The organism is Shewanella morhuae (assembly GCF_003028295.1).
In the GTDB taxonomy this organism is placed as follows: domain Bacteria; phylum Pseudomonadota; class Gammaproteobacteria; order Enterobacterales; family Shewanellaceae; genus Shewanella; species Shewanella morhuae.
Genome location: NZ_PYSG01000003.1, coordinates 552,615 through 572,273, shown reverse-complemented (window position 1 = coordinate 572,273; position 19,659 = coordinate 552,615). Strand labels below are relative to the sequence as shown.

The following is a 19,659-nucleotide window of genomic DNA, read 5'->3' as shown; positions in this document are numbered from 1 at the left end:
GGAGTGTCAATTCAAGAAAATCAGTGGATGAGCCATGCTATGACAACTGACTTTGCTTAACGTTGCATTAAATGCCAACGTTATATTCTTTAAAGCAGCATTTATGCAACAAATTTGTGAATAATAAGTAAAAAGATATGACTCGGACACACTTTGTATCCGAGTTTTAACATTGCAGACGTTATTTTTTCAGTTTAGCGAAAGCATCGGCAAATGCATTTCCCATCGCCGCATTGGCAGAGGCTTTAGGTGCCGATTTTTGTGCAGGTTTTGCCGACGTAGGCGTTTTAGCGTTATTACTTCGGCTTTGGCTATTGGGTCGTGATTGAGATTTAGTTTGATCGATAGCTTCATCCAAACGCATACTCAAGCTAATACGGCGGCGCTCGACATCGACTTCCATCACTTTAACTTTCACCACATCACCCGCTTTTACCACGGTATGGGGATCGCTGATAAATTTGTCAGTCAATGAAGATATATGCACTAAACCATCTTGATGTACGCCAATATCGACAAAAGCACCAAAGTTAGTCACGTTGGTCACAACGCCTTCAAGCACCATTTCGGCTTTTAAATGCTTAAGTTCTTCAACGCCATCTTTAAAGGTTGCAGTTTTAAACTCGCCACGGGGATCGCGGCCGGGTTTATCAAGCTCAGCCAAAATATCGGTCACGGTTGGTAAACCAAAATCTGGCGTAATAAAGTCCTGCGCTTTGATGCTACGCAATAGCTCTGAGTTACCTATTAGGCTTGCCAATTCAACTTGCTTAGCCTTAGCGATTGATTCCACCAGCGAATACGCCTCTGGATGCACAGATGACGCATCCAGAGGATTGTCACCAGCGCTGATACGTAAAAAACCTGCCGCTTGTTCGTAAGCTTTGGGTCCTAGACGCGGTACTTTTAATAACTCTTTACGGTTTTTAAACTGACCATTGGCGTCGCGATAATCCACAACATTTTTAGCTAATGTTTTATTTAAACCCGCCACTTGCGACAGCAAAGGCGCAGAAGCCATATTAAGATCGACACCCACACCGTTTACGCAGTCCTCAACCACAGCTTCAAGTGAACCCGATAACTGGCTTTGACTCACATCATGTTGATATTGGCCGACACCTATAGATTTAGGTTCAATTTTAACCAGTTCGGCTAATGGATCTTGTAATCGACGAGCAATCGACACCGCGCCACGAATAGAGACATCAAGATCTGGGAACTCCAGCGCCGCTAATTCAGAGGCTGAATATACCGATGCACCCGCTTCACTGACCATCACTTTGGTCAACTGTGGATGGGCATCTTTCACGCTGGCAATTAACTCAGCGGCTAATTTGTCAGTTTCGCGCGATGCTGTACCGTTACCAATCGCAATCAACTCAACCTTATGCATTTTGACAAGATTAGCCAAAGTACGAATCGACTTTTCCCACAAATTTTGTGGTGCATGGGGGAAAATAGTCGCATGGCACAACATCTTGCCGGTGTTATCCACCACAGCCACTTTCACGCCAGTGCGTAAACCGGGATCCAGTCCCATAGTGGCTTTTGCGCCCGCAGGTGCTGCCATCAGTAAATCACCTAAATTACGGGCAAAGACTTTAATCGCTTCAGCTTCAGCGCGTTCACGCATTTGCGAAATAAACTCGGTTTCCATTTGCAGGGCAATTTTTACGCGCCATGTTGCGGTGACTACGGTTTTCAACCATTGATCGACACTACTTTCGCCCAGTTTAAGGCGTAAGTGATCAGCAATAATCACCTCACAGTAGCTACCTTGGCCCGCTTGCGCGGTTGGATCAGCATTCATCGATAGTGATAGAAAGCCTTCATTACGACCCCGCAACATAGCCAATGCACGATGAGATGGGATTTTAGCTAACGGCTCGGTATGCTCGAAATAGTCGCGAAATTTCGCGCCCTCTTTCTCTTTGCCAGCGATTAAACGGCTTTCTAATACGCTATTTTGGCCTAAATGCTCACGAACTTTACGCAATAACTCAGCATCTTCAGCGTAACGTTCCATCAGAATATAACGCGTACCTTCAAGCACGGCTTTAATGTCAGCAAATCCTGCTTCGCTATTAATATATTCGCTCGCTTTGGCGTCTATATCGGCATTACGGTCAGCCAACAATGCATCGGCTAATGGCTCTAATCCTGCTTCAATCGCGATTTGCCCCTTAGTGCGACGCTTAGGTTTGAAGGGTAAATACAAATCTTCGAGACGTGTTTTACTGTCAGCCTCATCAATAGCCCATTGTAATTCTGGGGTTAACTTACCTTGAGCTTGGATGCTAGACAGGATCACTTGACGCCTGTCATTCAGCTCACGCAGATAACCTAAACGCGTATACAAGGTACGCAATTGCGTATCATCTAAGCCGCCCGTAGCTTCTTTACGGTAACGGGCGACGAAAGGAACCGTGGCACCATCGTCAAGCAGAGCGATAGTTGCGGTGACTTGTTGCTCACGAACATTCAGTTCTTGAGCGATAATTTGAGCGATATTATGAGCATGAGTTTGCATAAATAAAGTGTCGTGCCTAGCTAATAAAGTAAGTCGTTATTGCGCCAAAGATACCACAGGCGCACGGTAAGTTTCATGCTAAAGCCAAGTTGAAATCACAGAGTTTGATCTTCAGCTGAGTTTCTTCGTCGTTGTCTAAAATTAACCAGCACTATCGAGTAGCGACTCTGGCGTACCAGTAAGATTATCTTCAAACGGTGTATAACGTATCTGATTGATATACCATTCTTTTGGTCCTGACGGTGTTTGCACTACCACCTCATCATCCACTTGCTTGCCGATTAACGCACGCGCCATAGGTGAATCAATAGTGATGTAGCCCAATTTAGTATCGAGCTCATCTTTACCCACAATACGGTAACGTACACGCTCACCCGCTTCGTTTTCGAGTTCAAACCACGCGCCAAAGTAAATTTTACCTTCTTGCTGTGGCGAATAATCGACAATTTTCAATTCTTCAAGCCGTTTAACTAGGTATCGAACTCGACCATCTATTTGTCTTAATAAACGCTTGTTATAAGTGTAATCAGCGTTCTCACTACGGTCACCCTGCGCCGCAGCTTCTTGCACTTTAAGGGTGATTTGCGGTCGATATTCTTTCCATAAATACTTCAACTCTTTATCTAAAGCTTGCCAACCCTGACGGGTAATCAAATGTGCTTTCATAACTCTCTTATCCACATATTGAGCAAAAATAGCGGCATCCTATAGGAACGCTAAAAATAATATAAAACGGGTTAACTACAGCGCCAAACCGCAAACGACATTACGACCATTTTGTTTCGCAACATATAATTGCTGATCAGCCGTTTCAATAAGCGTTTGCCAGGTCAAATCACTACGAGGCTGCACGCAGGCCACACCGGCACTAATAGTGACTTCGTTGAAACTCGAATCGATATGCTTAATGTGCAAAGCTTGCACTGCATCGACTATGTTCTGTGCCATATGTTCCGCACCTAGCAATGGGGTGTCAGGTAGAATGCAAATAAATTCTTCACCACCATATCGCGCAACAAAGTCCACCGCGCGTTTTAATGTAGTGCTAATTGCTTTAGCAACCAGACGTAAACATCGATCGCCTTCTTGATGGCCATAACGATCATTGAAATGTTTGAAAAAATCAACGTCTAACATCACCACGGATAAAGGCGATTGGGTTCGGCAACTATGTTTCCAGATTTCAGGTAAACGTTGTTCAAACTGACGTCGGTTAGCCACCCCAGTTAAACTGTCGAGTAATGCGATGGAGTGTAGTAAATCGGTTTGCCGCTTAAGAATGAACTGATTTTTAACCCGCGCGGTAGTAATAATGGGGTTAATAGGCTTATGTATAAAATCAACGGCGCCAAGCTGAAATCCTTTAACCTCCTGAACTTCATCAAAATGTGCCGTAACAAAAATGACCCCAATATTGGCCGTTAGCGGATCGGCTTTAAGTTGTTGGCAGACGTCATAGCCTGACATTATCGGCATTTCAATATCTAACAGCACTAAATCTGGCTGTAACTTTTGACATAATGCTATCGCTTGTTGGCCATTGGTCGCCATAAACATTTCATAATCTTCATGGAAGAGTTGATGCAATATTTTAATATTAAGCGGTTGATCATCAACGACAAGAATTTTACCTCTCTCAGTTTCAAGTGGCACAATTATGTCTGCAACATCCATTATTTATCCTCCAACACGATAATGTGTAGCGTATCTAATGCTTGGGCGAATTCGAGAGCTTGCACTTGCGTATATAGCACTGACCATTGTGGGTGGCCCGATAACGATTCTGCTAACTGCTCCACTCGCGTTATAGCTTCTAAATTATTTTCTGCTAATAACGTCATTAGCGTATTTAGCTCTAATTTTATATTTTGTACCGCTGTGGCTGGCTGACTGAGTTGATTTGTAACATCATTCGCGAAAATACTCGCTTCTGTAGCCTCGCCATAAGTCGCGATTTGTTGGCTACTTTGGTGGATTAACACAGCTAACTTATCAACCCAATGCTCAACTTCAACTTGCTCAAAGGATTTTTGCTTAAATTGTTGCTCTAAATAAGCACTATATGTCGCTAAGCGCCTAGCCCCAAAACTACTGGCCACGCCTTTAATCGCATGGCTTACGGCGGCCGCCTTTTCATAGTCAGCTACCCGAGTCGCTTGGGTCAATTGCGCCAGTTGCTTGTTCATTTCAGGCGTGAAATTCTGCGCTATTTTATGAAAGAACGACTCATTTCCGCCAAAACGCTGCAAGATAAGATCGATATTATCCAGTAATGGCTCATCCTCTAGGCTGACCGCTGCCGTGGAATAATACTCTGCATATTGCTGAGTGGTTGCGACCTCTCGTCCTACTAACTGCAAAATACTGGGTAGCAGTAATGGCATATCAATGGGTTTACTTACATGGTCATTCATCCCGGCATCGAGGCAATCTTGCCTGTCTGACTGAGAGGCGTTAGCCGTCATCGCTAATATGGGTAAAGTAGCAAAGCGTTCATCACTACGGATAAGACGAGTCGCCTCCAAGCCATCCATATCAGGCATTTGCATGTCCATTATGACGATGTCGAATAGGTTTTCATTTTCAAGCACCAGAGCAACTCCTGCCACGCCGCCCTCGGCCAATACTACACTTGCCCCTTCATAACTTAACAACTCATCAATCACTTGTCGGTTTAGCTGATTATCCTCGACTACTAAAATGATGAGTCCGGCTAATAGTCGCTGCGAACGCGGCTTAGGATGGCTATTCATCGTCTTGCCTTCGATGGCATTAATGATTGTTTCAGCTAAGACTTGTGAGGTGACAGGTTTTGTTAAAAAGTTCACAAAAGGTACGTCTTTAATCTGCTGACTTTCTGCAATCACTTCGTGCCCATAGGCGGTTAACATTACCACCAGTGGCGTACGACTATCTGCATGTGAATCACGCAGTATTTCGGCAGTTTGTAAGCCATTTAACTCAGGCATACGCCAGTCCATCAAGATGACGTCAAAGGGATTTAAGGCTTTATCGGCACGGGCTGATTGAGTGAGTGCCGAATAACCTCCCAAGGCTATTTCGACCTCACAACCCAGCCCAGTGAGAACCTTATATAAAATCTCCGCAGTGAGCTGATTATCATCAACCACTAAAACACGGTATCCACTGAGATCTATCTGTTGGCTTTCTCCTGCTGTCATAATCGGAAAAGTCACATCAAACCAAAAACGGCTGCCGATACCGACCTGACTGGTGACTTGTAGCTGGCCGCCCATAAGCTCAACCAGCCTTTTACTGATGGCGAGCCCAAGCCCCGTCCCCCCAAAACGGCGTGATGTTGACGATTCCGCTTGCTCAAATCCGGTAAATATCCGCTCTATTTGCTCATCACTGATGCCTATTCCCGTATCCGTAATCGCAATCTGTAACGTAACCGTATCGGTGTCACGGGCTAAGCAGTTAATCGCAACCGTGACTTGGCCACTAAGGGTAAATTTAAGTGCATTACCCGCTAAATTAATGAGAATTTGCTGCAATCTCAACTGATCGGCTAACAACCAGGGCGGTAAGGCTGAATCAAGGTCAAACATTACCTCAACATCTTGATTGCCATGGTTACCTGATAGCACTACGGCAAGATCGCGCATCAGTAGCTCGATAGAGCATGGCTGTAGATCGAGTGTTAGCTTACCTGCATCGATTTTAGAGAAATCAAGAATGTCATTAAGCAAACCTAACAATGACTTAGCAGCGGTTTGAGTCTTGCTAACATAGTCCTGCTGCTGCGAGGAAAGAGAGGTATGTTGCATGAGTTGCAACATACCAAATACGGCGTTCATCGGTGTGCGAATTTCGTGGCTCATATTTGCTAAAAATGCAGACTTAGCAGCGCTGGCCGCATCGGCCTCTAATTTAGCTTCTCTGAGAGTTGCTTCTAATTGCCGCTGCTCGGTAATATCGATATTAATACCAATCACTCTTACTGCATTACCGTTTTTATCCCGCTCTATGGCAGCTGCCGCTTGTACATAGCAAGTAGAGCCGTCCGCTTTAATCAACCTGAAAATAGGATCATATTGAACGGTTCCCGCTAAAGCCGCTTCTAATTGGGCATTAGCAGACACTAGATCGTCAGGATGGACGCGCATAGACCAATGCTCATAAGTGACGCCCTGCTTTTGTAAGCTTAGGGGGTGATCATAAATAATATACATACGATCGTTCCATTCGAGCGTGTTATCGAGCACATTCCAAGCCCAGATACCCAGTTTAGCGACTTCAGCAGCCTTGCTTAAATGGTTACTGAGAGTAATGAGTGCTTCTTGTTGTTGTAATACCTGCGAAATATCGACTGCCATGCCTAAATAGCCAATAATTTTACCTTCGCTATCGTGCATTGCGGTAACCGAGAGGGATACTTGAAATTGGCTGCCATCTTTACGCACATAAGTCCACTGACGTGTTTCGGAGCCTTGAATTTTCGCTTTATAAATGAGGGCATCAAAACCTTGAATATCTTGGCCATACTCACGGGAGATCTCTGCAGCTTGAGTGAGTAACTCTTCTTTTAGGTGTAAAGGCGTCGGCCGTGATTTACCTACGACCTCTGTAGCTGAGTAGCCCAGCAAACGCTCGGCACCGCGGTTAAAAATGGTCACCACACCCTTGGTATCAGTCGCAATAATCGACATTTCAGAGGCCGCATCGAGCACATTTGTGAGTAATGACCCTAAGTTATTTTTTTCAATCTGTATTAGCTTACGACCAGTGATATCAATTCTTAACGCGACAAAACGCTCAATTTTACCTTGCTCATCAATAACAGGGCCAATAACGGTGTCGAACCATTTTAGTTGCTGGTTTTGATCGCGGTTGCAGATCTCACCATGCCAAGACTCGCCAGAGGTTATTTGCGCCCACATCGCTTGCCAAAATGCAGTATCGTGCTCATTCGACTTCATTATTGCATGGGTACTGCCAACCAGTTGCTCACGGGAATAACCACTGACGAAGCAAAAATGATCATTCACTTCTAGAATAATTCCGTCTGCATCGGTCACAGAATAAAGCAGCTGTTGATTAATCGTATTCAGTAAGGTTTGGTGCTCTAACAATGCTTGCTGCAACGCTTGTGTACGCGTAATCACCTGTTGTTCAAGGCTCGCATTGAGGTTTAATATTTGCTGCTCAGCCTCTTGCTGCTGGCTAATATCGCGGATAGTTTGGCTCAAACCCACAATGGCGCCATACGCATCGTAAATAGGTAGTGCCGTAGTTGATGTCGATAAATGGCTGCTATTTTGTTTTTGATGGCTAGATATCCGATTTAATACAATTTTTCCCGACATCACTTCCGCAAATAATAACTGCTCTTCTAACACTCTATTGGGGGGGATAATTAAATCCCAACTCAATTGGTTTAAGACCTGCTCTTCGGTATAACCAAATAACTGTTCTGCACCTCGGTTCCAACTGGTAATGCTACCGTCTGTGTCATAACTAATAATCGCATCGAGCGAATGATCTAACATGCTAGCGCGCTTTGCTTGCTCTGCGATCACTTGTTGCTTGCGCTGCAAATTCAGCGACCACATCGCAATTAATCCGCCTAAGAGCAAGCTAAATACACTACCACCGATAAATACTAAGCTAGGTTTATTGAGATGGAGCGCCTTAATAAAAGCAGGATATGCAATTGCTTCTATCTGCCACTGGCGACCAAAAACCTCTTTGATCATTTTATGGCGGTAGGACGACAGTGGTGATGCATCATGCTGAGTTTCAAAAAAAGGGATAGGGTCTGAAGCTTGCGTGACGTCGCTCAGTAACAGCTTGGTCATCTTGTGATCTAATGCCAGCCCCGTTAATACTTCGTTGGTCACCAATGGCGCAAAACTCCAGCCATAACCCGCCGAGAGTCTTTCTGCTTCTGTTTTAGGTACTGAAATGGTTCGATAAATTGGCAGTAAGATTAAGAAGGACTGTGAGGTCTTTCCCTCAGCCTGCACTAACGTAATCGGGGCAGATAAACGCGCTTCTCCTGATAATAGTGCCGCATCAGCAGCCTGCTTACGGTACGGCTCAGAGGCAACATCTAAGCCAACTGCAGCTTGATTGCGCGCGATTGGTTCAATATATTCAATAACATATCGCTCACCGTCATTAGGCGCTAGTTGCTGAATCATAAAATCAGGCCAGCTATGTTGTCGAACTCGGGTTAAAAAATTAACCTCATCGGCACGGGCGACTCGGCGAATAAAACCAAATCCACGGGCGCCTGGAAACTCTTGTTCTACATCCCGTATCAAACTATAACGACCAAAACCTGCACGACTGATATTGTGCTCACCCGCTGCGACAATCGTACCGAGTACACCGCGTAAACCGTATTGATATAAGGTCATACGGTTGATGACATTCTCACCGATCTGTTCGGTGTTTTCCTGTAAGGCTTGTGCGATTGTTTGGGTATTCGTTCTCTGTACCCACCATGCCGCTACGGCACTGAGCGTTACCCCAATTAACAGGATAAATAAGCCCAACTTTGAGGCATTTTTATAGCTCATCGACACGCGCATAAACACCTTACAATATAGAATCATAGGGTTATGATTCTGGACTAATACAACCCCTTTTGCCACTAAGGTTATGGCAACACGGTATAAATGTACCAAAAATCTCTAATTTCAATTTAGTTACAATTTCACCTCTAGCGTGAGAAATCACGAGTATTTCCACGCAATTTCATTTGCTTAGCATTAATATTAGCCAATAAATATCAGTATTTATTGTATTCATGCTGTTGAGTAAGCTAGTCGCCTGTGTGGAATGCGGCTATATTAAGCCGATTCATTTTCAATTTCAGTCAGTTGGTTAATCTTAACTACTTCTCAGCAGTAGAATAAACACCAAACTGCGCAATTAAGGGACATTCCATGGGACAAGAAACCTCGAAAATTCTCGTTGTCGATGACGATATGCGCCTACGAGCATTACTCGAGCGTTACCTGATGGAGCAAGGTTATCAGGTGCGCAGCGCAGCTAATGCCGAGCAGATGGATCGTTTATTAGAACGTGAAAACTTCCATCTACTGGTACTCGACCTGATGTTACCCGGTGAAGATGGCTTGTCTATTTGCCGTCGTCTGCGCCAGCAAGAAAACCGGATCCCTATCGTGATGCTGACAGCCAAAGGCGATGAAGTTGACCGAATTATTGGTCTAGAACTCGGCGCCGATGATTATTTACCAAAACCGTTTAACCCACGGGAATTACTCGCGCGAATTAAAGCGGTGATGCGTCGCCAAACCCAAGATGTGCCCGGTGCCCCCGCGCAGCAAGAGGCACAAATCAACTTTGGTGAGTTTTCCTTAGATTTAGCTACCCGCGAGATGTATCACGGTGATGAATCTATCGCACTCACCAGCGGCGAATTTGCTGTACTAAAAGTGCTCGTTACTCATCCGCGCGAACCGTTATCACGGGATAAACTGATGAACCTTGCCCGCGGCCGTGATTATTCAGCATTAGAGCGTTCCATCGACGTACAAGTGTCACGTCTGCGTCGCTTAATAGAAAAGGACCCCGCAAATCCGCGCTATATCCAAACGGTTTGGGGATTGGGTTATGTGTTTGTGCCCGATGGCGCTGCCCGTCGATGAGCCGTATTTTATCTTTAATTTGTCGTGATTAAGCCCGCCATGAAAGCTAAGTTTTGGTGGCGGTTTTTACCTCGCAGCGCTTTTAGTCAAACCGTGATGTTGATTGGTTGTTTACTATTGATCAATCAGTTGGTGTCTTACATCACGGTGGCTGTTTATGTGCTCAAGCCTAGCTACCAGCAAATCAATCAGCTTATCGCTCGTCAAGTCAAACTGCTGTTTGTCGACGGTATCGATATTGGCCGCGAGCACTTAACCATAGTCGATGCCCTCAATGCCAAAGTACGTGACGATGGCATGAAAATTTATAATCAACAGCAGGCGCGCGAAGCGGGCATTGATCAAGCCACTTATTATGGTTTTTGGTCGTCACAGATGTCGGAATATTTGGGTGGTGATGCCGAAGTTCGCGTTACCCACGGCAATGTGCTACAGATTTGGATCCGCCCACCGCAAGCACCTTCAATTTGGATAAAAGTGCCACTTATCGGCCAGAATGTATCCGATCTTTCGCCGCTCACTCTTTATTTACTGGTGATTGGTGCGCTAAGCGTAGCGGGCGGTTGGTGGTTTGCACGCCAGCAAAATCGTCCACTTAGACGACTACAAAAAGCGGCTATCTCGGTCTCCCGTGGTGAATTCCCAGAATCCTTGCCGCTGAAAGGTTCGAGTGAAATTGTTGAAGTAACCAATGCTTTCAATCAGATGGCGCACAGCATGAAACAACTTGAACAAGACAGAGCGCTATTAATGGCGGGGATTTCCCATGATTTGCGTACACCACTGACCCGTATTCGTCTCGCCTCTGAGATGATGGTTGAGGAAGATCAATATCTTAAAGATGGCATAGTGAACGATATTGAAGATATGGACGCCATCATCAGCCAATTTATTGCCTACATACGCCAAGATCAAGACACCAGCCGTGAGTTAGGGCAAATCAATAAACTGATCCAAGATATCGCTCAAGCAGAAGCCAATCGTGCCGGTGAAATTGACCTTGTTCTCACTGATTGCCCTGAAGCACTGTTCCAAACGATTGCCATTAAACGGGTACTGAGTAACTTAGTCGAAAATGCCTTTCGCTATGGTTCAGGCTGGATACGTATAAGCTCGCAGTTTGATGGTAAACAGATTGGCTTTTGCGTCGAAGATAACGGCCCCGGCATTGATGAGTCACAGGTCAGTAAACTCTTTCAACCTTTTACTCAAGGGGATAGCGCCCGTGGTAGCGTTGGCTCAGGCCTCGGTCTCGCTATCATCAAACGGATTATCGATAGACACCAAGGGCAAATTACTCTATCAAACCGTGCTGAAGGTGGGTTAAAAGCGCAAGTGTGGCTACCGTTAGAGTAACGCGAGATCACATATCTGCAAATCAAATAATAACGCTGATATTCAAGTGGGTACTTGTCATATTTATGTCACCTTAAATTCATAAACTCAGAACAGTTAACTGGCTCTGACAATTATGAAGATTGCAAAATGAAAATTTCAACACTGTCGCTCTCTGCTTCTGCCCTGTTGTTATTGCTCGCGGGATTATTAGCGGCCGTAGTGCTATGGAGCAGTGATCAGCGACAAAATATAGAACAGCAAACACTCACACTGCAAAGCATACAAGAAGACTTCCTCGTTGGCGTACGCCGCGATCTCGACGGCTATCTCGCCAGCGGCAACGCTAGCCAACTTGAGCAAGCTAAAACTAAACTCAGCGCCATTAAGAACCAGCTTACAGAGATTAATTTCGCCACCATGGGCGCTACTGATAATGACTTGCAAGCTAGCCTAAGCAGCTTCATTCAAGATTTAGATACCAAGTACCGCGCTGCAGGTAAACTCGCTGGCAACCCTAGGCAATTGCTGGCCCACGCCGAATCTGAAATGCTCGACTATAACCGTCGTTTGGGCAGTTATGTCGATAAAGGCTTAGCCACAAATGCGGCGGTCGCCGAACAATATCTGCAATTGAGCCGCGATTTACCTTCTATCGTCTACCAACTTTCCCAGCTGACCGATGGCTATCTAATCGGCAAAAATCAGCAACTCAAGAGCATTTTAGACAGCACCAGCAAAGAGCTCAATACGTGGCACGACGTCCTTAGTGCACTGCCGTTAATCGGTGTATATGAGCAGCAAGAAGCCGATGAGTTTGCCCTCGGTGCCAGCGAACCAGAACAGATTGAGGTCGGCGAAAGTGATCGTAGTGAACTGCTGAGTCTCGCCAATCGATACAACAAAGAAGTCGCCAATACGCACCAATTGCTGCAAGCCAACCAAGAGATGCAAGATCAACTCATTCAAGCGATTAGCAATGTGGAACAACAGCTTATTGGCTTAGGTGAGGCTCAAGCAGCAAAGAACCAGCTGCTGAAATATGAGCTACAACTAATCCTCTACACTATGGTTTCCATCATGGCCTTGTTTGCCATTGGTTATTTAATTCTGCAGCAAAATCGCGTTGTCAAACCGCTGAAACGGCTTAATCAAGCTTTTATGAAGTTAAGCGAATCGAATAGCCGCGAGCGTTTAGACATTAATCGTCGCTGTGAAACTGGCCAAATAGCCGGCCACTTCAACCAATTGCTACAAAGATTTGAACAAGAAGACGAAGCACAGCGCCAGCAAATCACTAAGGTTTCTCAATCATTAAGCCAACTGGTGGCGCGCATTACTCAGCTATCACAACACACGGAGCACACCCAAACGATTGTGGCCGATACGCAAACACAGACCGAACATATCCGCAGCCTCGCCAATGAGGTGAGCCATACTTCGGCACTCGTGGAAGACAGCGCCGTCGAAACTATGCGCCAAATGCAGTCGAGCCAAACACAAGCTGAAGCGGTATTGAGCGCAACCGAGCAAACACAAACCGCTGTTGGCCTTTGCCATACTTCCCTCGAAAGCCTGAATAACTCAGTGACGGACGTGTCGAAAATCATTGATGTAATTGACAATATCGCCGAACAAACTAACTTACTCGCCCTCAATGCCGCCATTGAAGCTGCGCGGGCGGGTGAGCAAGGTCGCGGCTTTGCCGTGGTCGCCGATGAAGTGCGTAATTTAAGTCAGCGCACCCAAGTGTCTTTAAATGAAATCGTGAAGATTCTGCAGCAACTGACCCAATCGAATCATGCCCTCAGTGAGAGTGTCGATGGCATAGCACAGGCCACCAGCAGCCAAAAACTGCGCGCTCAAAGCCTATGGCAAGTGGCGCAAACGGTGCAAAATCAAGCGAGTGACATGGCCAATACCGCTAAACAAGGCTCGCTCAATGCCAAGGAGCAAGTCGATTATCTCGATCAATTTGTGCGCACTATGGATAGCCTAAAAGAGCAGGCACAAACCAGTTCACAGCAGAGCGAAGTCATCGCCCAAGAAGTGCAGCAAAGCGTCGAAGATATTGAGACCAGTTTAGGTATTGCCGATGCTGGTAACTTACCACCACAGTCGCGGGCCGCTTAACCCATTAAAACATCAATAAAAATGGGAGCTTAGGCTCCCATTTTTATTGATGTCCGATTAAGTTCGGACCCTAATCATTACAGCGCAGCTAAAACCACTTCGGCTTTACTGGCTTCAAACGCATTTGGCGCTTCAACATTCAGCAGTGTCACTACACCATCTTCGATAATCATCGAATAACGTTGTGAGCGTATGCCGCCAAAACCAGCTGTATCCATTTCTAAGCCTAATGCTTTAGTAAAACTGGCATCGCCATCGGCGAGCATCATTAATTCAGAGGCATTTTGTGCTTCGCCCCATGCTTTCATGACGAAGGCATCATTCACAGCCACACAGGCAATTAAATCCACGCCTTTAGCTTTAAACTCGTCAGCAAGCACGACATATCCAGGTAAATGCGCTTCAGAACACGTCGGCGTAAAAGCGCCTGGCACTGCAAACAATACGACTTTTTTACCAGCGAATAATTCAGAAACTTGGTGAGTTACCATGCCATCTTTAGTCAGTTGGTTTAGGGTTACAGCGGGTAATTTTTGACCTTGAGCAATCATGTCTTTCTCCCTTTAGTTAAATTAACCTATCCATACTAGCCCTATTTAACGCAGATAAACACAGAGAGAAATAAGGGTAATTATGCTCGAGTTCGATTTAAGCGTAGCCCCGCGCATAAACTGAGGAATAACAGACCCAATACCGATAAGCTACCACCGCTTTCTTCCACGATGATCACATCGGGCCCACGATCTGTATCTCTATCGCTGCTTTCGAGTGGCAGTGCATATAAACTATCAATTTCATCGGCGCTAATCGTCGCCACTACATCGCTGTAACCCACTTCATATACATCAATTAACACATCATAGTAATCCGTTGCATAACCCGTATAAAGCGTGGTCAGTACTTCATAATCATCCTGTTGCGAGTCACCATAAATAGTAAACACCTCTGTGGTGTAGTAATGCACCCAAGGGCCACCATTACGACTCAAATAAAGCTCAGCAAATAAGTCCGCTCTTTCATTAAGATAATAGCCATTAACATCAACGTCAAAAGTCACGCTAAAGGTTTGATAAAAACCATCATAGTCAAAGTCTTCGAACAAACGGCTGCTGGCATCATAAATTGAAAAACTATGGTACACAGGTGCACGATTGACGTTGTCACTGGCAGCGCTCGAACTGGGTATCCCTTGGCTCGCATGCTTAGCCGTCACTTGCTCACGCGTCATTGGCGCAGTGCCCATCAGCTCTACTCGTTTTACTGCGGGTGCTTTTGTCGACAAAGCTGGCGCTAAGGATTTAACCACTGTTGCCGCCGCTTCAGTAATATTTTTAGCGGGGGCGGCGTGCTGTAACAAAGTGAGAGCTTGCTGCTCCTGTTCGGCGGCTTGCTCACTGCTTTGTTCGGCATTTTTGGCAATACCCACACTGGCAGCTGCAAATGGTGTTAAGTTTTGCGACGATTCTAAGTGTCGAGGCTCTGCACTCACCACGGAAGAGACCATTAATAGCGTGCCAATGGCTACGCCTTTCACTAAGAAGGTATTCATTATGGCTGCCATACCTAGGTTATTGTGTTTGTTCATCTTGAATACCCCATGGATAATCCGTTCAAATTGGAGCTATTAAAGTGCAATGAAGGTGAACATAAGCTGAACATCCAAGTTTATGACTTAATTGATTCGTTCAGCGCCAATTCATCTACATTAGACAACACTAGATACGCTTAAAAATAGAGCGAGTGACTGCCGTTTCATCGCAGTTACCACGGTAAAATAATTGTAACTAAGGTAGTTGAACAAACTATTTGAGTTATTTTTAAGGAATGTTGCTAACCAATTGGCTGATCTCTATATGTTTGTTAAGGTGATGAGGTATTCTTAGTCAACTCGATAACTTATCCACTTCACCCATTAACTCAAGATCGCCAAACATTGCGGATACCCGATATGAAATTTGGTTTGACATTGGCCCTAATCGCTTGCTTATTTGCCTCTTTTGGCAGCACGGCTGGCAATGATAGACGTGATGATCGCAATCAGTCCCGCAATCAAGAGGCAAAGAACGAGCAGCGCCGTCTGGTGGTCAATAATCCGGATCAAGCGGTGGCAATAGCGCAGCGCCAATTTCAAGGAAAAGTACTGAGCGTACAATCTAGTGGTGCAGGTTATCGCATTAAAATTCTCAATAATGATGGCCAAGTATTTTCAGTCTCAGTAGACGCCGCAACGGGCCGAGTATCGAGGAAGTAACGATGCGTTTGTTATTAGTGGAAGACGATTTAGAATTACAAACTAACTTAAAACAGCATTTACTCGAGGCTCATTACAGTGTCGATATTGCCAGCGATGGCGAAGAAGGTCTATTTCAAGCACTCGAAGTTAACTATGATGCGGCCATTATCGATGTAGGTTTACCTAAGCTTGATGGTATAGCCCTGATCCGACAGGTGCGCGAGCAGAAGCGTGGTTTCCCAATTTTAATTTTAACCGCCAGAGACAGTTGGCAAGATAAGGTTGAAGGACTTGACGCCGGCGCCGACGATTACCTCACCAAACCTTTTCATCCCCAAGAACTCATCGCCCGCTTAAAAGCATTAATTCGTCGCTCCGCAGGTAAATCCAGCCCTTTGATTTACAACGGCCCTTTTAGCCTTAACACCAGCAGTTTAGAAATACGCAAAGGCGAAGAATTGGTGAGTCTTAGCAGTTCAGAATACAAGTTATTCGAATTTTTTATGCTGCATCAAGGCGAAGTAAAATCTAAAACGGTACTGACTGAGCATATTTACGATCAAGACTTTGACTTAGATTCCAACGTGATTGAGGTTTTTATCCGCCGTTTACGCAAAAAACTCGATCCCGATAATCAATACAATCTGATTGAAACCCTGCGCGGCCAAGGTTATCGCCTAAAAATCTTAGCACCTGAGCAAAGCGGTGATGAGTAAACGCGCTATGGCGTGGCAAGTTTTAAATTCTCTTAAAGCGCGCTTAGTCGCCAGCGCGCTATTGTTCATCTTAGTGTTATTACCCTTGATTGGCATTGCCTTAAACGATGCTTTTACCGAGCAAGTTAAAAGTGCAACTCAAAATGAACTTAGCGCCTATGTTTATTCGATTCTCGCGGTTACAGAGGTAGACAATCAACAAATTTCCATCCCAGAGTTAGTGCTAGAGAATCGTTTTAACCTCGTTCAATCAGGGCTTTATGCCATTGCCACCACTGAAGATACCAGTGGCAAACAAACCATTGTGTGGCACTCGCAATCTTTTATGGGCATTACGCCACCACCCCATTTTACCATTCCTGTGACAGGTCAAAGCGCATTTGAGCAAATCATACTCGCCGATAAACCTCATTTGATTTATAGCTTTAGCGTGAGTTTTGCCAGCCAAAATCAAAACGTGCCAGTAACCATCCACATCATTAAAGATGAGATCGCGTTCCAGCAACAAATTGATAAATTTAATCAACAGCTTTGGACTTGGCTGCTAATTTTGATGTTAGTTATGTTAGTGTTTCAACTCAGTTGGTTATGGTGGACACTGCGACCGCTGGCGCGCTTTACTCAAGAACTACATCATGTTGAGCAAGGTAAATCGATGCAGCTCAGCAGCCAATATCCCACTGAATTACAAGCTGTGGCACGGCAACTCAATATTTTACTTAATACCGAACAAACCCAGCGTTCACGCTATCGAAATGCCTTAGCCGATCTTGCCCACAGCCTCAAAACCCCGTTAGCAGTCATTAAGAGCCAAGCCGATTTAAGTGCAGCTTCCAGTGAGCAAGTGTCGTTAATCAGCCGAATTATTGGCCACCAGCTGAAACGCGCCCAAACTGCTGCTGCCGCTTCGTGGCATTTAGGGATTAGCACAAATGAAGTCGCAGCTAAACTGTTGCGTACATTGACTAAAATCTATCGAGAACCACAAATAAACCTTAGTAGCGAGGTTGCAGCGCAAGCTGTGTTTAAGGGGGATGAGGCTGATTTAACCGAGATTGTGGGCAACCTGCTCGACAACGCCTGTAAAGCGGCAAAATCCACCGTCAAGTTAACGATAACCGGTGATGCCTATCAGCTACTGATTTGCATCGAAGATGATGGCCCAGGGATCAGTGAAGCGCTACAAACGCAAATCTTTGAACGCGGTATCCGTGCAGACTCTTATCTGCAAGGTAATGGGATTGGGCTTGCTATAGTGCGTGATTTAGTCGATAGCTATAACGGTAGAATTACCGTCTCCCGTTCAACAACGCTAGGTGGTGCCAAATTTAGCATCAGCTTTGTTTACTCAGTTTAATCATTTAATTTCAATATGATGAACTCACTATCTCATTCAATTTATCATTAAATATAAATCCTATACCGTAAGACACTTTCAGCTTATGTTCATATTCAAACGCCTATCATGCCTATAACATCCTCGAATAGGGTTATTGGAGCGAATAATGAACAGAACATCACGATGGAATTGGCTAGTGCTAACGGCAGCGTTAGTCACCTTGCCTTTGACGACTATCGCACAGGCGGCCGGTGTATCAATGAGCCAAGGCTCGAGCGCAACGTCCAGCCAAGCTGAACTTGAACAAATGCTGGCACCCATTGCCCTGTATCCCGATAGCCTATTAACCCACATCTTAATCGCTTCGACTTATCCACTGGAAATCGTGCAGGCACAACGTTGGTTAACGCAGCGCCCTAACTTATCAGTCGACCAGATCATGTCGCAGGCCGACACTCAAGACTGGGACCCAAGTGTAAAAGCACTATTGGCTTTCCCTACGCTGCTACAACGGATGGCGGATGATCTCAACTGGACTCAAGGATTAGGTGAAGCCTTCTTAGAAGATGAAGGCCAAGTGATGGACGGCATTCAATCCTTAAGGCAACAGGCTGATAAGGCTAACAGCTTAGCTAATATGGATAATATGGCCATCACCCGTGCCAATAATCAAATCATCATAGAACCAGCTAAGCGCGAAATAGTCTACGTGCCCTACTATGATCCCCGTGTCGTGTTTGGCTCATGGCGCTGGGGCGCAGCCTATCCACCGGTATATTGGGAATTTAGCGGCTATGCGGGTTATCCCTATCGCCCACGTCATAACCATTTTTACTGGTCACCGGGGATCCACATCTCCTTCAACTACTTCTTTAGCTCTTTTCACTGGCATAGCCACAAAGTGGTCGTACTCGACTATCGTCATTCGCACCGCTATCGTCCACGGGAAAGATACAGTGTTAGCCATGGCGCGCAGCCTTGGCAGCATAAGCCAGAGCATCGCCGTGGCGTGAATTATCACAACCCCATAGTCAAGCAACGCTATTACAACGATAACAAGTATCGTGGTCGTGATTCGCATTCTAATGGCAGTAACAAGCACTACAACAGCCAATATTCAAAATCTAATGAACGCCAAAATCAACATGACAAGAGCCGTGACTATAAAGATAAACAGCATAACTATGATGGTCGTGAGCACGATAAACGTACACCGAGTTACCAAAAAACGCAGGCAGAGTTAAAGGAACGCCGCTCTGCGCCTATGGTGCAATCGCCCACTCATAAGGATCGTAATGAGGCCCAATCAAGACCTACACAGTCAAAGCCGATACCTGTAAAAGAGCCGCAGCAAAGGCAATATCAAACTCGGGAATCGCAACCACGTAATGTTGTTCCGCAAAGGGCGCAGCCACAGAAACAAGAGAACTTACGAACTGTGACGCCCAGAGTTGAAACTCAGCGTCCTGAGGTAAGACGTGCAGAACCACAACGCAGTCAACCACAGCAACGTAATGAGCAACAGCGCATTGAACAGGTAAAACAGTCGGCGCCAAAGCAACGTGAAGAAATGAGAGTAAAACAAAGTGAGCCACGCCAAAATATGCAAGCGACTCGCTCGGTAGATCATAATCAAGGTCGAACAGCTCAAAGCCAAGAGCGACGTCACAGAGAATAGGTTTTACGATTACTAGCAGCAAACGAAGAACGCCATCTATGGCGTTTTT

13 protein-coding genes are annotated in these 19,659 nt (G+C 45.4%); 7 read left to right on the top strand and 6 right to left on the bottom strand.

All coding sequences use genetic code 11. The annotated features are described in order from the left end of the window. Window positions 1–181: 181 nt before the first annotated feature. The 4 genes from C9I43_RS17120 to C9I43_RS17105 form a co-directional block, all read right to left on the bottom strand. Entirely contained in the window at window positions 182–2,533 is a 2,352-nt protein-coding gene (locus tag C9I43_RS17120; RefSeq protein ID WP_107884755.1) for a Tex family protein, read from the bottom strand. A gap of 141 nt (window positions 2,534–2,674) precedes the next feature. Continuing rightward, window positions 2,675–3,199: a transcription elongation factor GreB gene (greB, locus tag C9I43_RS17115; protein WP_107884753.1), complete on the bottom strand. Its 525-nt coding sequence runs from the start codon at window positions 3,197–3,199 to the stop codon at window positions 2,675–2,677. Between the two features lie 75 nt (window positions 3,200–3,274). Continuing rightward, complete coding sequence (locus tag C9I43_RS17110; protein WP_107884751.1) at window positions 3,275–4,207, bottom strand: diguanylate cyclase; 933 nt, start codon at window positions 4,205–4,207, stop codon at window positions 3,275–3,277. Further along, a complete protein-coding gene (locus C9I43_RS17105) occupies window positions 4,207–9,093 on the bottom strand; it encodes a PAS domain S-box protein (RefSeq protein WP_107884749.1) in 4,887 nt (1,628 codons plus the stop codon). Before C9I43_RS17105 ends, C9I43_RS17110 begins: the two co-directional genes overlap by 1 nt. 357 nt (window positions 9,094–9,450) lie before the next feature. On the opposite strand from C9I43_RS17105, the gene ompR reads away from it, so the two are divergent. The 3 genes from ompR (at window position 9,451) to C9I43_RS17090 (ending at window position 13,644) form a co-directional block, all read left to right on the top strand. Next, window positions 9,451–10,176 carry an osmolarity response regulator transcription factor OmpR gene (gene ompR, locus C9I43_RS17100; protein ID WP_076497291.1) on the top strand — a complete coding sequence of 242 codons (726 nt, stop codon included), beginning with the start codon at window positions 9,451–9,453 and terminating at the stop codon, window positions 10,174–10,176. Window positions 10,177–10,215: 39 nt separating this feature from the next. After that, entirely contained in the window at window positions 10,216–11,532 is a 1,317-nt protein-coding gene (gene envZ / locus C9I43_RS17095; RefSeq protein ID WP_107885203.1) for a two-component system sensor histidine kinase EnvZ, read from the top strand. Between the two features lie 129 nt (window positions 11,533–11,661). Next, the gene (locus C9I43_RS17090; RefSeq protein ID WP_107884747.1) at window positions 11,662–13,644 is read left to right on the top strand and encodes a methyl-accepting chemotaxis protein; all 1,983 of its coding nucleotides are present in this window, start codon (window positions 11,662–11,664) and stop codon (window positions 13,642–13,644) included. A gap of 77 nt (window positions 13,645–13,721) precedes the next feature. Here the strand turns inward: C9I43_RS17090 and C9I43_RS17085 are convergent, their stop codons facing one another. Both C9I43_RS17085 and C9I43_RS17080 read right to left on the bottom strand, forming a co-directional pair. Continuing rightward, window positions 13,722–14,195 (bottom strand): peroxiredoxin, encoded by a 474-nt coding sequence (locus C9I43_RS17085; protein ID WP_076497293.1) that lies wholly within the window; start codon window positions 14,193–14,195, stop codon window positions 13,722–13,724. Window positions 14,196–14,275: 80 nt separating this feature from the next. Beyond that, on the bottom strand, window positions 14,276–15,229 hold the full coding sequence (locus C9I43_RS17080; protein ID WP_107884744.1) for a choice-of-anchor H family protein: 954 nt from the start codon (window positions 15,227–15,229) through the stop codon (window positions 14,276–14,278). A 363-nt stretch (window positions 15,230–15,592) separates the two neighbouring features. Between C9I43_RS17080 and C9I43_RS17075 the strand changes: the two genes are divergently transcribed. From C9I43_RS17075 to C9I43_RS17060, 4 genes are all read left to right on the top strand, one after another. Continuing rightward, complete coding sequence (locus C9I43_RS17075; RefSeq protein ID WP_107884742.1) at window positions 15,593–15,895, top strand: PepSY domain-containing protein; 303 nt, start codon at window positions 15,593–15,595, stop codon at window positions 15,893–15,895. 2 nt (window positions 15,896–15,897) lie between these two features. After that, on the top strand, window positions 15,898–16,593 hold the full coding sequence (locus C9I43_RS17070) for a response regulator transcription factor (RefSeq protein WP_107884739.1): 696 nt from the start codon (window positions 15,898–15,900) through the stop codon (window positions 16,591–16,593). After that, window positions 16,586–17,950, top strand: coding sequence for an ATP-binding protein (locus C9I43_RS17065; RefSeq protein WP_076497297.1), 1,365 nt, complete (start codon window positions 16,586–16,588; stop codon window positions 17,948–17,950). The genes C9I43_RS17070 and C9I43_RS17065 overlap by 8 nt, the downstream gene beginning before the upstream one ends. Before the next feature lie 148 nt (window positions 17,951–18,098). Continuing rightward, window positions 18,099–19,610 carry a DUF3300 domain-containing protein gene (locus tag C9I43_RS17060; protein ID WP_107884737.1) on the top strand — a complete coding sequence of 504 codons (1,512 nt, stop codon included), beginning with the start codon at window positions 18,099–18,101 and terminating at the stop codon, window positions 19,608–19,610. Window positions 19,611–19,659: the final 49 nt, after the last annotated feature.